This window comes from Carboxylicivirga linearis (assembly GCF_018271995.1).
In the GTDB taxonomy this organism is placed as follows: domain Bacteria; phylum Bacteroidota; class Bacteroidia; order Bacteroidales; family Marinilabiliaceae; genus Carboxylicivirga; species Carboxylicivirga linearis.
Window position 1 is genome coordinate 16,871 of the sequence record NZ_JAGUCO010000036.1, and the last position, 15,320, is coordinate 32,190.

Sequence of the window (15,320 nt, forward strand, 5' to 3'; positions counted from 1 at the left end):
CAGATCATTATAATTTTTATTCATAGCGAACCGTTCTTTGAGTTTTTTAGTAGTTCTTGTAAGTGAAAATATGCTACAGCTACTTTATTTTATAATTTTTAGGCGGTTCAACACCCATCAGGTAACGCACAAAATAATCCCAGCGTTTACGAATCACATATTTGTCGTAATAGGTAGAACTATGGTCTTTGCCAGGAATAATCAATAGTTCAAAATCTTTATTGGCTTTGATTAATTCTGCTGCAAATCGCATGGATGACGCTGTATTTACATTTTGATCCATATCACCATGAATCAGCATCAGATGGCCTTGTAACTTATCGGCGTTATAATAGTTGGATTGCTCATCGTAATTAGCACCAGCAGGATAACCCATGTATAATTCCGGCCACCAGGCTTTAGCTGCACGATGGTCGTGATTACCGGCTGCTGCCACACCTACTTTATAAAATTCTGGGTAGGCAAGTAATGCGCGTGCTGCATCGTATCCACCTGCTGAATGTCCAAATATGCCAACACGTGTAGTATCCATCCACGAATATTTTTGAGCCAGTTCTTTCATTACAACTATTTTATCCGGTCCACCTATATCGCCAAGGTTTTTATACGATACATCATGAAAGGCTTTGCTTCGATAAGCCGATCCCATGCCATCAATATTGATAAGAACAAATCCCAGTTGAGCTAATGGAGTATCGTCATTCAATAACCCTCTTCGGAAGGATTTAGGAGCGCGAATGGTTTGTGGTCCGCTGTAGGTTCCTTCTATGATGGCATACTTTTTAGATGGATCAAAGTTGGCAGGTTTATATATTACGCCATAAATATCTGTTTTGCCGTCGCGTCCTTTAGCTTTGAATGGTTCAGGTGCCTGCCAACCCATTTTTATTATTTCAGAGGCATCGCCTTGTTCCAAGGTCTTCAATACTCTGCCATCTTTCAGGCTACGCAATACGGCAATGTTAGGCTCCTGAATGGTGGAGAAGTTATCGACAAATACATTTTTATCAGCCCAAATAGAAATAGAATGTTCCGCTTTTTCGGGTGTTAACAGCTTTACTGATTGACCATTGAATTTAACGCTGTATAACATTGGTAAATAGGGATCTGTGTCTTTCTCTTTTCCTCCGGCCGTAAAATAGATGGTTTTTGATTTGGTATCCACATGCTCTATGCTTCTAACCACATATTCACCTTTGGTAATTTGGTTTAATAACTCACCAGTTTGGGTGCTGTATCGATAAATGTGATTCCATCCATCTTTTTCAGAAACAAATAGAAAACTTCCATCATCCAGTAATTTAAATACACTGGTCATTGGATCAACATAGGTGGAAGCCGACTCGGTATAAATAGTACGTTTTGACAGATCAAGCATATTTACCTCGGTGATATCCATTGATTGATAGCCTCTTTTATACTTCATGTAATAGGCCTTGTTGCCTTTAGTATCCCAGCGAAAACCATAGGTTAAAAAAGTGGTGATCGGTTCAAAATCCATTGACTTAATACTATTCGATTCAGCATCAAAAAGATAGTATTCGATGGTGGCTGTTAATGAGTCGCCGGCCAGCGGACGCTCGTAGCTGTATACCTCGGCACGGTTTCCTTTTTCGGGAAGCGATTTATATAAATATAGGTTACGGGCATTGGTTCTGTTGTATCGTCCAATGATAGCAAAGCGATTATTCGGACTCCAATTGATATCCATATCTAACAGATGATCTCCTTCGTCCTCAATGTTTTTAACCGACATCCACGACGGTGTAACTCCATAGCCATTCTTCTGCGTTCCGTCTGTTGTAATCTGAACAGAGTCTTGCTCATCCTTCTTCAACCACACATTATAATCACTTATTAATAGTGTTATTTTTTTATTGGGTGACTGGCTGTAATTTCTTGGGTTTTTGTCAGGTGTATCGACTTCTGTTATAGTATTGGTTGTGTTATCATAAGTGTAATTCTTTTTTTTATACGAATACTTAATCAAACCGTCCTCATTTATTCCTTTTATCCAAACAGGTAAGGAATAAGGCGATACTTCTGTATCTGTTTGTTCTGAAAGTTGTTTGGCAAATTCAACGTGGTCAAATAATTCCTCCTTTTGTAAGGTCTTCATATTTACCTTCACATATTCGGTTCCTTTGGAAGTATAATTGCTATACCACAAAATATTCTGGTCTTTATCCCAATGAGGTGAAACCCAATAAGTATAGTATTTTTTTGAAAGATTGGTAGAGAGAAATTTCTCTGCTCTTTGATAATCAGTGGTATCAACTTGTGCATTTGATAGTTGATACAAAAGTGCTACAAGCACTAAGGTTATTAAGTGTTTCATTGATTTGTTTATTATTTATTGCTGGAATTGATTATGCGTGGTTGGTTGATTTAATCTAATAAATCCAGCATTCGAAAAGTCCTTTGCTGTGGCCGTATAAAAAGATTAGGGTGTGTGGGTTGGGAAAATCACAATTTACATGACAAGGGTATGAAAATATACCCCTTTTAATTGTTTGTTTATCGTTTTTATTCGGTTCAGTCATGCATTTGAAATAGGTTTGCGCAATTTATGAAAAAATACAATTTTATAAGGAGAGAAGCCTTAAATAAAATGGCACAAAACTGATCAAATTATATAACAAAACAGGTAATAGGGCTAAGTGGCTTGGTTATTTGCGTGCAAACATCCAGGTTCCTTTATGCCACAAAGCTTCCAATGGTCCTTGTTTATGTGTTTTTAACCAGTAATTGCAGGCCGTCAGTTGCAAAACAAAAAGCACAACGCCAAGCAATAGAGCATAGGTGTTTGAAATGATAGGAGAAAGATTTCCAAGAGCAGGGAAGAAGAGGATAAAGCCCAATACCGATTGACTAATGTAATTGGTTAAACTCATCCGACCATAGTTATGTAATTGTTTCTGAACTTTTTGAAACGGTGTTTGATATAGTAATACAAACAATGAAACCAAAACGGCTGTAAAAGCAAGGTTCTTCCACATGGTAATGGCATTGGCTATGGTTCGTGCAGCTATAGCCGAATAATCAACATCCGCTATATCGGTAATGTAGTAAAGAGGAATAAAGGATACAATAGAAATGATTAAAACGCGTCTCCACGTTTTTTTACGTTGATTGGCTTGGGCAAAAAGTTGTGATTCACCCAGGTATATACCCAATAAAAATAAGCCTAAAGTTTGAATCCATCTGCCGTTTCCAACAGCCCACATAAAACTAAAAATCTGACCATGGTAGAAATTATTCCAGATAGAAGTAAAAACTCCTGCTTCGCGAACCTGACTTTTTAAAGCTCCCATATGTGTTCTCACAATACCGGATGCAAACTCTTGCAGGGTTGTAAAATCAGGGTTGAATTTACTTACAATAAATTGAATCAGTTCAATGGGTTGCATCAAAAAGAAGAGCGATAGCCAAAGGATAGTTTTTGGTGATGATTTGCGAACCAAAACTAAAAATGCACCCATCACCGAAAAAAGAAGTAATACATCTCCCGGAAAAAATAGCGCATTAAAAAAGGCAAAACCTACCAGTAGAAGCATTCGCCAAAGAAACGTTTTACCAAAATCGATATGGTTTCTTTTACTTTTTGTGTTTTGCAGATAAAAGGTAAAACCAAATAACAAGGCAAATATAGCGTAAGCCTTACCTCCAAACAGAAAAAAAGAAGTATCCCAAATAGCTTGATCTGAACTTATCATCCAGGATGAAAGAGTATCCTTCGAAGGAAAGATATAGAGGTTAAAGCGCTCTAAACAATGTAAAAGCATTATTGCCATTACCGCAAAGCCTCTTAGTGAATCTACTACTTCTATTCGCCCTTTCTTTTGCATATCTGTTTTTTATTTTGGGCCACGAAAATAGAGAGAGTTTACATTATGTACAAGTATAGATTAAAATTCAGTATCACCTGGTTTAATCTAATTGTTAAACATTCTTATTTACTGAATCGGAACATTACACCCGGCGGAATTATCTAATAACAAAGTATCTATATCATATCTTTGATTCTTTCTCTTTAGAACGAGAAAAGTATGGCATAATTTTTATTGTAAGGAGTGACAGAAATTAAATACACGATGCATTATTTGAGCTGTAGTAAAAATTCATCCGTTGTACATTTATATCGACAAAATGTATTGTAATGTAATAAAATAAAGCCTTTAGGGTTATAGAAGAGAGGTATTTTGAGAGAGTGATATCAATGAATTACCAATTATGAAGCAACGAAACAAAATGAATAGAATGTTTAGATTTTTAGTGCTGATCAGTTTAACCATCTTTAGTCAACTGATGACAGCACAAGAGAACGACACAACAAAAGTGGAAAAAAATGTTCGATTCAGTATACTTGGCGGACCGGGTTATACGCCCGATTTTGGTGTAGTTATTGGAGGTAGTGCTTTGGTAACACTTTCAACAAATCCACAGGATACATTACTTAAGCGTTCGGTTTTACCTTTTTCCTTTGCTTATATGACCAATGGAGGTGGAATGGTAATGCTTCGACCTCAATTGTTTTTTAATCAGGATCGGTTTCGGATATTTGGTGTTACCATATACAAGAATGCATTAGAAAATTATTATGGGGTAGGTTACGATACCAATTCAACGGTTGACAGAGGAGAGAATACGACAGAATACCGCATGGAAAGTTTCAGATTTAATCCAACTCTTTTATTTCGATATAAAGAAACAGATATTTTTCTGGGGGGATCGGTTGACTTTAAGTATTCTAACATGAAAAGCATAAGTGAAGGTGTACTGGAAGATCCTGATTATATAGCTCAGGGAGGGGATGAAAATGGTTTAAAAAATACGAACGTAGGTTTGGGATTGAATTTTAGTTATGATACCAGAGATGTTCCAGCCAATACCTATTCCGGTGTATTATTAGAGTTTAGCACTACAAACTATTTTAAAGCACTAGGTAGTACCTATAATTTTGGTGTTTATAGTTTTGATTACCGCCAGTTTCAGGAATTAAAGTTCTTAGGAGATAGAAGAGTGCTGGCATGGAATGTAAACGGAAACTTTACCTCAGGTACAGTTCCTATATCTGATTTGTCGATGGTTGGGTCGCCATTTGATCTGCGTGGATATTATCTGGGACATTACCGAGATAGAAATGCTATGTATGCGTTGGCTGAATATCGTCATATGTTTAATTTTGGCGATGATACCAGGATGCGCAAGCTATTGTCTCGCTTTGGTTTTGCTACATGGGGAGGCGTTGGATCAGTAAGTGATAAATTTGTTGATGTTAATAATTTGTTGCCTAATTTTGGAGCCGGTTTGCGTATTGAGGTGCAGCCAAGAATGAACTTTCGTGTTGATATTGGTCGTGATCCTCTTAATAATCAAACTCTCTTTTACTTTAATATGACAGAAGCCTTTTAAGAATTGCTTTTATTGGCCCATCGGGCAAGATAAACTCTTCGAGGATCAAACTTTTCTATTTGTTTATCCAGATTAAAACTACGGTTAAAGCGGCTGTCGGTACCAACACCTGATTGGTAAGCCCAGTTGCCATAATTATTACATACTTCGTAATCAATTAAAATATGTTCGAACCATTGAGCTCCCCAAAGCCAGTTAACTTGTAATACTTTTGCCAGGTAATAGGATACCAACATTCGGCCTCTGTTGGATAAAAAACCTGTGGTTCGTAATTCATTCATAAAAGCATTAACAAGCGGATGATCGGTTTTTCCATTTTTCCATTGCAGAAAAGCTTCCATGTCGTCATACCTGTCCCGGTTTTTATTTCGTATTCCATGTCGGTAAAATAGCTTTCTACCGTACCGAAGAAATAAGAAACGGTAATAATCCCGCCATATCAATTGCAGTTTTAACTTGTCAACAGAAGCTTCCAATCGAGGATTTTCTTTCAGTTTATTATTCAACTCCTGATATAATACATTGGCTGATAAACTACCATCTGCCAGATAAGGAGATAAAAAGCTGGAATAATGATCTCCTTCAAAAAGCTCGCGCGAATAATAATATTCTTCAAAGGCGTTACTGTTCAAATAATTGCTCATTAACTCCAAAGGCGAAACAGTATTGTTAGTCTCGGGCAATTTAAACGTTTCTAATGTTATTTCTCCTTTAAAGCTATTTATCGACTTTATTTCCGACACAATGGTAGCAGGAGGCAGGTCTATTACCTTTTTCATAAACTTGGTGTAGTAATACGGACTTACATCGGGGGTAAACGGAACCTGATCCGGTGGATAAACCATATTTCCCCAGGTTAAATGAAGAGGTACAACTTTATTTATAGCTTTCTCTTCCTCCAGCTCATACCAGGCGTATTCATGATGTGCATATACTGCTTTAGCTCGGGTTTGTTGAGCTAATTTAGAAATGGTTGAAAGTGGATTGTTTTTGAAAATATAAAGATCAGAACCTCTCGATTGTAGTTCTTTTTGTAAACGATTAAGACTTGAATAAAGGTGATTCAAACGAAAGGTACTAATTCTATTAAAGCCTAATGTTCCTTTCTTAAACCATTCTTTGTTGATTATATAAATAAAAATAATTGGATGCTTTGATTCCAGAGCCTGATTTAGTGCTTTGTTATCGTATAATCGAAGGTCGTTTCTGAACCAATAAATAATAGGCTGCATTTGTTTATGTATTTGTTGAAATTATTAAACACACTAATCTGTGTTTCGTTCATTGTTTGCTTCATTAATTTGGTCGTTTTCTTATTGTCAAGGCGGTTTTATAATTAAATGAAAGGATAAAAAACAGTATTTCATGTGATTATGAAAAAACATGAAACAGATGTAAAAAAAATACTAAAAACAGACGCAACTCATAAACGTTAGGCTCATCTAAGAGAATATATCTACCTAAAATCATGAAATAAAAAATCGAACAGGAATTATTATTAACAATTAAAATTTAAAGAAATGAATTTTTTCAAGTATGGATTCTTAGCTGTTTTGGTAGGTATGTTTATGGTAGCTTGTAGCGATGATGACAAAACTCCAATTGAAGATGAAGACGAGTTGATTGGTATTGTCTTAATGGCAGAAACTGCACAATATGACGGTCAGAGTGTAAGAGCTTTAGACGGAACTTTATATACTATTGTTGAAAATACTGCCCAAGATGCTGGTTTAATGGCTGATTATGCCTGGTTTACTTTAGAGTATGCTCAAACACCGGAAGTGGGTGAAGGTATTAACGTAAATTTGAAAGCTATTGAATATACTCAAATCGAGAAAGTTGTTGATGCTGATGATGTATCTGGTGCAAATGATGGTGTTGATGTGTCTGAAGTAATGGTTGATGACAATGGTATTGTTACCTTAAGTTTGGATTATATCGGAGGGAAATCTTCTCATGTTTGTGAGTTGTCTTTCGATAATGCTTCATACGATGAAGAAGAAGGTATCGTAGTTTTAACTTTAGTTTATGATGTAAATAAGGATAATGGAACTTCTGCATTATCTTCTATTGCACAATTTAGTTTGGCTACTATTGATGCTGATATTGCTGAAGGATCAGCCTTAATTATTAAATACACTGACATTGATGATCAGGAGCAAGAAATTGAAACTGAGTTCGAGTTTTAATTGAATAATTAATCTGCTTAAAGAGGGTGTTCAAACGCTAAATATCTAAACAAGGATTATTTCAATTTGTAATACAATATCACTTTTATGCAACCCCTAAATCCGCTAAAGGGGACTTAAGCCTCCCTTTTAGGGGAGCCTGCCTGCTGTAGGCAGGGTTTGGTGGGGTGTAATGAAAGTAAAGTTACAATCTAGAAAGAATCTTTATTTGCAGAATTGGTTTCTGGGCACCCTCTTTTTTTGGGGGGATAAAAAAAGGCCGGAAATAACATCCGACCTTCTGTAGTAATATTGAGTATAATTAAAATACATATCTAACACCCAGAGCCAAACCAAAGTTAAAACTGTTGTAACTATTAGCTAAACCAATCATTGGGCGGGTGTCAACACTAAGCATCAATGGAATCTCGTCGAAATTGTATTCAACACCAACCTGACCACCAATACCTAGATAAAAACCAGAATTACCATCATCAGTAACACTGCTTTTGTAACTCCAGCTACCTATTTCAGCACCCGGACCTGCGTACCAGTTGAAACCACCATCTATATTCCAAACCCATTGGTAAATACCAGCCAGGTTGAAACCACTACCATCAGAATAGGAATACAAACCAAGGTCAGCTTCTAAGCGGTTGATGTTTGATAAGCCTTTCTGATAACTGATTTCAGCTCCAAAAAAGTTACCACCTCCAAAACGTAAACCAATTGCGTTGTCGTTAACCTGGGCAAAAGCACCCACGCTAAATATCGCCATAACAGCGATTAAAATTTGCTTCTTCATTTTGTTTTTGATTATTGTTAGTGTTCATTCAATGTTGAATGAATCTACAAAAGTATTAAAATCTTAAATTTCATCAATAATTAGGATCCTTTGTTTAACAAACGCAGCAACTATCTAATTGTTTTATAAAGTTGGTTTAAAAAAACAATTATGCCAGAGTACATAAGATATAGAGCCTGTTTTGAGTTTTAAATTCTATTTACCATAAATTAACAATTGAAGCCTAGAGAAGAGATTTTTTTGGCACAGATATTGGATATAGGTAAATGATTTTTTTTCATAGATTTGGGTTAGGTTAGTAAAAGGATTTCATGCAACGGTATGAAATCCTTTTTTTTATTGTATGTTACTGAACAAACATTTTGTCTGCCACTTCTTTAGCCTTTTCTGTACCAGATAGTATCTCAACTAATTGTAAAGCAAAAGCCATTGAGGCACCGGCTGCTTTTCCGGTTATTAGTTGTCCATCAACTTCGGTAGGATTACCTGTGTATTCGGCTTCAGTTAATTGATCTTCAAAACCGGGGTAACAAGTAACTTTTTTATTTTTTGCCAAACCTAACGATCCAGGTACAATAGGAGCAGCGCATATGGCTCCAATAAACTTTCCTTCCTCCGCAAATTTCTGTAATACCTCATTTAATGGTTTGTGCTCTTTCAGGTTTATGGCACCAGGTATTCCTCCGGGAAGAACCGCGCATGTAAAATCATCAAAATTCACATCATCAAAAGCTTTATCTGCTTTAACAACTATCTGATGTGATCCGGTAACTTCCAGTGAATTACTTATTGATATAGTGCTAACCTTAATATCAGCTCTGCGCAGGACGTCTACAGGTGTAAGAGCTTCAATTTCTTCAAATCCATCGGCTAAAAAAAGTGCTACATGTTCCATTTTTATTCTCTTTTATGAATTCTTAAAAGTAGATAATCTAACTGAGTATGTAAAGTGTGCTTTTTAGTTCATTATTATAAACTGTGCGTAAATAAACAGTTAGTAATAAATATTGGTGTTGAGGTGTTATAGTACGCAGAAAGAAGTAGGATGGGAGTAAATAATTTAAAATTATTATTAACATATAATAACAAAAACGTCAGGTGTTTTGGCACAGAACTTGCAATTTACCTATCAGATTTTTTTTCATAGATTTGGGTTAGGTTAGTGAAGGGATTCCACGCAAAGGCATGGGATCCTTTCTTTTTTCAGTAGTATTTTTCCCAAAGGTCCAGCTTATCAATTCTACTTTTTATAGCAGTCTGACTTCTTCCTAATAATCGTGCAATGTGTGGTATTGGCTTTCCGGAAAGGAAAAGTTGGCTTAATTCAATTTCTTCCCCTTTTGTCCATTTAGCATTTTTGTTGGGTAACGATCTCTTAGAGAAATCCTGCTTAAGTTTAAGGGCGGTGCCAGTAGTTATTGATTTCATCCCTTCAACATAGAAACCGGTTGGTAGAAGTTTAATAGGAATGTGTAATTTACTTTTTGTACGTGTGGTTGCAACGTATAATAGATTTATTTCCTCTTCCAGCATCGATGGTTTTATTTCGCCTGCTTTTATTCCGGCTTTTGCATCAATCAGACTTTGTTCATTAATAAAATCATCTTGCAGGAATACTTCATCATACTCCATGCCTTTACTTTTATGCACCGTACTAAAAATCATTTCGGCTTCGTGCTTCTGTGAGTTGTCAACCACCGAATCTTTTATGCGCTTCATATAAAAGGGCAGGTCTTTATGATATTTCTCAACCAGATCAATCAAAGGCTTCAGGTTGTTATTACCTGTTTCCGAAACATAATTTTTTAATTCATCAAAACCTGGCATAGCTGCCATTTGAGCATCTTTTATCATATGCCTTTCACCTCGGTAAAGATTTAGAATATCGTAGATGGAGCCTCCTTCATCAGCAAAAGTGTAAGAGCTTAGATGACCTTCGAAGTAGATTTTTGTTAGTTCGCGTTGCTGAATAAGTAGTTCAATGGCACGGGAAAGAAGGCTGCTGTTCGAACGTGCCAGTGTAGCCCTGGAAGATATACTTGAGTTGTTGCCACATCCTTTTACATTGGATGATCCGGATTTATTAATGAGTTTCTTTAGGTTTAAAATAGATGTTGCCAAGGTGGCCACCTCATGGTTAAACCGGAAACTCTGGCTTAGGTGCAGCGTTTTGAAATCAACATTCTGAAGTGCATTGATAGCATAACGCCACGAATATATCTGTTGGTGCTGATCGCCGATGATGACCTTGTTGGCTTTCTGATTCATAAACGTTTGCAACATAGCCGGAGATGCATCTTGTCCCTCGTCAAATAAAATATACTGATGAGGTAATTGTACATTTGACAGTTGAAACTGTTTTAAATAGAAATCATGTATTATCTCTATTTCACCGTTATACATTTTAGCCAAAAACAGCCGTGTGTAATACAAAATAGCATCATAATATCGTTGAACAAAGTCAATACTTTCCGTCTCTTGAATGGTTTGCAAATAATCCAGATCAGCTACCTTTTGTGCTGCACTATTGCAAAAATAGACTGCAAATTGGTAGATGTGATTGGCTAGTTTAAGGTGTTGCAGATCACCCGCTTTAACAGGCAAACGTAATATCTGAGCAATTTCGTGAGGTTGATATCCAAAGCGTATTTTAAAAAACGAACCAGGGACGATGTATTTGTAAGCTAGCGAATGAGCCGTTTCGACCTGCACATTATTCAGGCCCATTTGCTGCAGCTTTTGTTCGGCTTCTAACCGAACCGATTTATTAAAGGCAATGTATAATACAGTGTTATGTTTGCGTTGTTTGGCATACTCAAGTATGGTTGTTGTTTTTCCCGATCCGGCAACTGCATTTACTTTTAAGTCACCTTCAGTTTCAATAATGTGTTTTTGCTCCTCCGTCAATTGCATTAAGCTGCCTCTTTAATTTGCTGCAAAAGTCAGAAAACTTAACGGAAGCACCAAAAGAGAATAAGCGACTGTTATTGACAAATTTCTGTAGTAATATGAATGATTATTGATTTGAGATAATCAAATTACTGATAGTTTTCGCTGAAAATCTGATACCTCTTTAGGTAGTTATTGCTTTGTTTTGTAAATAAGAAATAGTGAGTTAAATACACCTTTCTTGATAAATTGAATATCTAAACACAATTGATAACAAAGAATGAAAACAATGAAACTGGTTTTTAGCTTTGTGGTAATGGCATCTCTATTAATGTCGATGAGTTTGACATCGTGCCAGCCAGCAAAGCCAGAACACACTTTTGAAATTGGTAAAGACGATTTTTTAATTGATGGCGAGCCTTATCAGATTAGATGTGGTGAAATGCATTTTGCTCGTGTGCCAAAAGAATACTGGCGTCATCGTTTGCAAATGACCAAAGCATTAGGTATGAATACTATTTGTGCCTATCTGTTCTGGAACTTTCATGAACGTACACCGGGTGAATTTACCTGGGAAGGACAAGCTGATGTGGCTGAATTTTGTGAAATGGCTCAGGAAGAAGGTTTATGGGTGATTCTACGTCCCGGACCCTATGCTTGTGCTGAGTGGGAAATGGGAGGATTGCCTTGGTGGTTGTTGAAGCACGATGATATAGCATTGCGCTCGACTGATCCTCGTTATGTAGAAGCTTCTCAACGCTATTTAAAAGAGGTAGGACGGGTGTTAGCTCCATTGCAAATTACCAACGGAGGACCTATTTTAATGGTTCAGGTTGAAAACGAATATGGATTTTATTCCGATGATGCTGAATATATGGGAGTAATGCGTCAGGCAATTTTAGATGCCGGTTTTGATGTGCCTTTATTCTCATGTAATCCAAAACATACATTAAAAAGAGGTTACAGAGATGATTTATTCCCTGTAGTAAACTTTGGTGCTGATCCGGCTGATGGATTTGCCAAGCTTCGCGAGATTCTTCCTGAAGGCCCATTGATGTGTGGTGAATTCTACTCAGGGTGGTTCGATACCTGGGGAACTCCGCATACATTTGGTAATACCGAAGCCTATCTTCGCGATATGGAGTATATGCTAAAAGAGGGTGCTTCTTTCAGTATTTACATGGCTCATGGAGGTACATCTTTTGGTTTCTGGGGTGGTGCTGACCGTCCGTTTAAACCTGATTGTTCAAGCTACGATTATGGTGCGCCTATCAGCGAAGCGGGATTAACAACTCCTAAGTTCTTTGAGACACAAGAATTGATATCTCGATATTTGATGCCGGGTGAAGAAGCTTTACCAGAACCTCCGGCACCAATGCCATCAACCACTTTTGAAAAAGTAACCTTAACGGAGTTTGCTCCTTTGTTTGATAATCTTCCTAAGCCTGTTGTTGGCGATGAGCCTAAAAACATGGAATATTACGATCAGGCAAGAGGTAGCATGTTATACAAAACCACTTTACCAGCTGGTCCGGCCTGTACGTTCAGCGTAGGAGCAGCCAATGATTTTGCCTGGGTATATGTTGATGGCGAAGAAGTGGGGTTAATGGATCGCAGAAAACGTAATTACAATGTAACCATACCGGCACGTAAGAAGGAAAGTACTATTGAAGTATTTGTGCATGCTATGGGCCGCATAAACTTTGGAAAGGAAGTTCACGACCGCAAGGGTTTGAATGCACCTGTTAAGTTTGAAACCAACGGAAAGGAAATAAAAACGGGGCAATGGGAAGTTTTCAACCTGGATTACAACGATCAGTATTTAGCTGATTTAAAATTTACGGAACGCAAAGAGCCTAATACAAAACCGGGTATTTGGAAAGGTACCTTTACTGTAAAAGAATTAGGTGATACCTATTTAGATGTATCAACATGGGGTAAAGGTGTTGTGTGGGTAAATGGTCATGCTTTAGGTCGCTACTGGAACATTGGTCCTACACAAACCATGTATATACCTGCACCATGGTTGAAAAAAGGAGAGAATAAAATTTTGATTTTAGATATTGTTGGACCTGCAGCAACTACCATTGAAGGTGTTGAAAAGCCTGTGTTGGATCAGTTGAAGCCAGAAAACGATTTTTCAGGTACCAGACGTAATCAAGGTAAACTAACCATTGATTCTAAGAAACCTGTTCATAAGGCATCGTTTAAAAAAGGAGGAGATGCGCAAACCGTTAAGTTCGGAAAAACCGTTAAAGGTCGCTTCTTCTGTATAGAGGCTTTAAATGCGTTAGATAACAATCGTTATGCTGCCATTGCTGAAATGGATATTCTGGATAAAAACGGTAAAGCTATTAGTCACGAAGATTGGACCGTTGCTTATGTAAGTAGTGAAGAATCTTCGGGAGAGAATGGTATTGCTGAGAATGCAATAGATGGTCAGACATTTAATTTCTGGCATTCATCATGGAGTATCACTAAGCCTGAATATCCTCATCAATTAGTTATTGATTTAGGTTCAGAAACTGAAGTTTCAGGTTTTGTTTATGTTCCTCGAATGCAGGAAGATGCTGCCGGACGTATTAAGGATTATCAAATATTTGTTGGAAACGACCTGGTTAAGAAGTAAATTATAATTACACCAATTGAACGAGGCTGTCTGTTAAAGGTAGCCTCGTTTTTTTTGCTATGCATTGTGATTGATTTGCTTTCTACAATCAATAAATAATATGCTTAGTCTTTATTATACCAGTTTGGCCTCAATGGAGATGAGGAGTGTTAAGAAGTTGAATTTTAGTAAGACCGGGAAGCTGAGAACTTGTTAGAAGATCACCCGGCCGCACTTAAATTCAACAAATTAATGGGAGTCATCGCCAATGGAGCCTTGATTTTCTTTGTTTCGTTTCTTGTATCAAGACATCGGGACAGTAAAGAATTGAGTATTCTTTATTGTTTCAGGATGAAAAGCCTCCGTGGCTTGAGCGGTGAAAATCAAATAAAAGATTGTTCTGGTACAATAACGACGATACATAATAAATAAAAAAAGGATCACCGAAATGATGATCCTCAATGAACTATTATGAAAAAAAAACAACTTATCCTGTAGTGCAGAGTTTTACTTTCTTCTGAATAATGTTTTCTGAATCATGATGCCCCAAAAATCATCACCCGTATTAGGTATCATACCGTATTCAACGGCTATTTGAGCGCCTCCCCAGGCATGTATGTTATAATAAGCATTCACCCAAACTGAGTTATTGGTGTAGCCATCTTTATTAAAATTGGTAGTTGTACCCAATGCAAAATCAAAGCGTCCGCTATATGAATAATATAATCCGTTAACCAAAGCCTTGTTTTTCCAGCTCTGCACATCATGATTGTAAGTTGTATAGGGTAAAAACAGATGGTTGTTTGAATACAATTCATATCCATATCCTAAACCAACTCCAAAGTTTTCACCTTCAAAACGCTCATGAGAAAGACGCAGGTTAAGGTTGTGTCGACCCTCTTTTCCAATACCCATCCAAAAACTGGCTTCTAAATCAGTGTGACCAACCGAATTATAAAACTGAACTCCCAGATTTTGAATAGTGGATTTTTCCGGATTGGTTGTTCCTAGTATATATGGATTCTGACTTGCTGAATCATCCATATCCTGAGCGCTGGCACATACGGCCACAATACTTAAAAGTGCAATTGCTAAATTCTTCATTTTATCCCGACTATTTGGTCGTCGATAAAAACAAGAATGGTGCCGTTGATATAAATCATGTCTTATTTTAACCTGATTTAAATATTTGAAACAAATCGAATTTTAAGTCTTTGCATGCCTTTATTGATTATGAACAGAATCTACCGGCTTGTATTTAATGTGAATATTTTCTGCAAATTGTTTATATACTCAGCTCTTTCTAATACTGATGAATTTAATTGGTAGCCCATTTTTTAGGCTCTGTATGGTTTATAGTGGGTAATCATTAAAATGGGGCTTTGCCCCAATCCCCACTTCATTTTCTTGCCTTGATACAAGAAAACAGAAGCAA

Annotated in this window: 10 protein-coding genes; 3 read left to right on the forward strand and 7 right to left on the reverse strand. The window is 36.9% G+C overall.

Annotated features, from left to right (window positions below; genetic code table 11):
• Positions 1-79: 79 nt before the first annotated feature.
• The gene (locus tag KEM10_RS22360; RefSeq protein ID WP_212220065.1) at positions 80-2,338 is read right to left on the reverse strand and encodes a S9 family peptidase; all 2,259 of its coding nucleotides are present in this window, start codon (positions 2,336-2,338) and stop codon (positions 80-82) included.
• A 331-nt stretch (positions 2,339-2,669) separates the two neighbouring features.
• Positions 2,670-3,848 carry a DUF418 domain-containing protein gene (locus KEM10_RS22365; protein ID WP_212220067.1) on the reverse strand — a complete coding sequence of 393 codons (1,179 nt, stop codon included), beginning with the start codon at positions 3,846-3,848 and terminating at the stop codon, positions 2,670-2,672.
• Between the two features lie 412 nt (positions 3,849-4,260).
• Here KEM10_RS22365 and KEM10_RS22370 point away from each other — a divergent pair, with 412 nt between their 5' ends.
• On the forward strand, positions 4,261-5,415 hold the full coding sequence (locus KEM10_RS22370; protein WP_212220069.1) for a BamA/TamA family outer membrane protein: 1,155 nt from the start codon (positions 4,261-4,263) through the stop codon (positions 5,413-5,415).
• On the opposite strand, the gene KEM10_RS22375 is transcribed toward KEM10_RS22370, so the two are convergent.
• A complete protein-coding gene (locus tag KEM10_RS22375) occupies positions 5,412-6,647 on the reverse strand; it encodes an FAD-binding domain-containing protein (protein ID WP_212220072.1) in 1,236 nt (411 codons plus the stop codon). The two genes, KEM10_RS22370 and KEM10_RS22375, sit on opposite strands and share 4 nt — an antisense overlap.
• Positions 6,648-6,935: 288 nt before the next feature.
• Here KEM10_RS22375 and KEM10_RS22380 point away from each other — a divergent pair, with 288 nt between their 5' ends.
• On the forward strand, positions 6,936-7,604 hold the full coding sequence (locus KEM10_RS22380) for a hypothetical protein (RefSeq protein ID WP_212220076.1): 669 nt from the start codon (positions 6,936-6,938) through the stop codon (positions 7,602-7,604).
• 301 nt (positions 7,605-7,905) lie between these two features.
• Here KEM10_RS22380 and KEM10_RS22385 read toward each other — a convergent pair whose 3' ends face one another.
• The 3 genes from KEM10_RS22385 to KEM10_RS22395 all read right to left on the reverse strand — a co-directional run bounded on the left by KEM10_RS22385 (position 7,906) and on the right by KEM10_RS22395 (position 11,301).
• On the reverse strand, positions 7,906-8,388 hold the full coding sequence (locus tag KEM10_RS22385) for a hypothetical protein (RefSeq protein ID WP_212220080.1): 483 nt from the start codon (positions 8,386-8,388) through the stop codon (positions 7,906-7,908).
• 346 nt (positions 8,389-8,734) lie between these two features.
• Entirely contained in the window at positions 8,735-9,283 is a 549-nt protein-coding gene (locus KEM10_RS22390) for a DJ-1 family glyoxalase III (RefSeq protein WP_212220083.1), read from the reverse strand.
• Between the two features lie 308 nt (positions 9,284-9,591).
• Positions 9,592-11,301: a UvrD-helicase domain-containing protein gene (locus tag KEM10_RS22395; RefSeq protein ID WP_212220086.1), complete on the reverse strand. Its 1,710-nt coding sequence runs from the start codon at positions 11,299-11,301 to the stop codon at positions 9,592-9,594.
• A gap of 256 nt (positions 11,302-11,557) precedes the next feature.
• Between KEM10_RS22395 and KEM10_RS22400 the strand changes: the two genes are divergently transcribed.
• Positions 11,558-13,906, forward strand: coding sequence for a beta-galactosidase (locus tag KEM10_RS22400; RefSeq protein ID WP_212220090.1), 2,349 nt, complete (start codon positions 11,558-11,560; stop codon positions 13,904-13,906).
• A gap of 486 nt (positions 13,907-14,392) precedes the next feature.
• On the opposite strand, the gene KEM10_RS22405 is transcribed toward KEM10_RS22400, so the two are convergent.
• Positions 14,393-14,989 (reverse strand): hypothetical protein, encoded by a 597-nt coding sequence (locus tag KEM10_RS22405; protein ID WP_212220093.1) that lies wholly within the window; start codon positions 14,987-14,989, stop codon positions 14,393-14,395.
• Between the last annotated feature and the right edge of the window lie 331 nt (positions 14,990-15,320).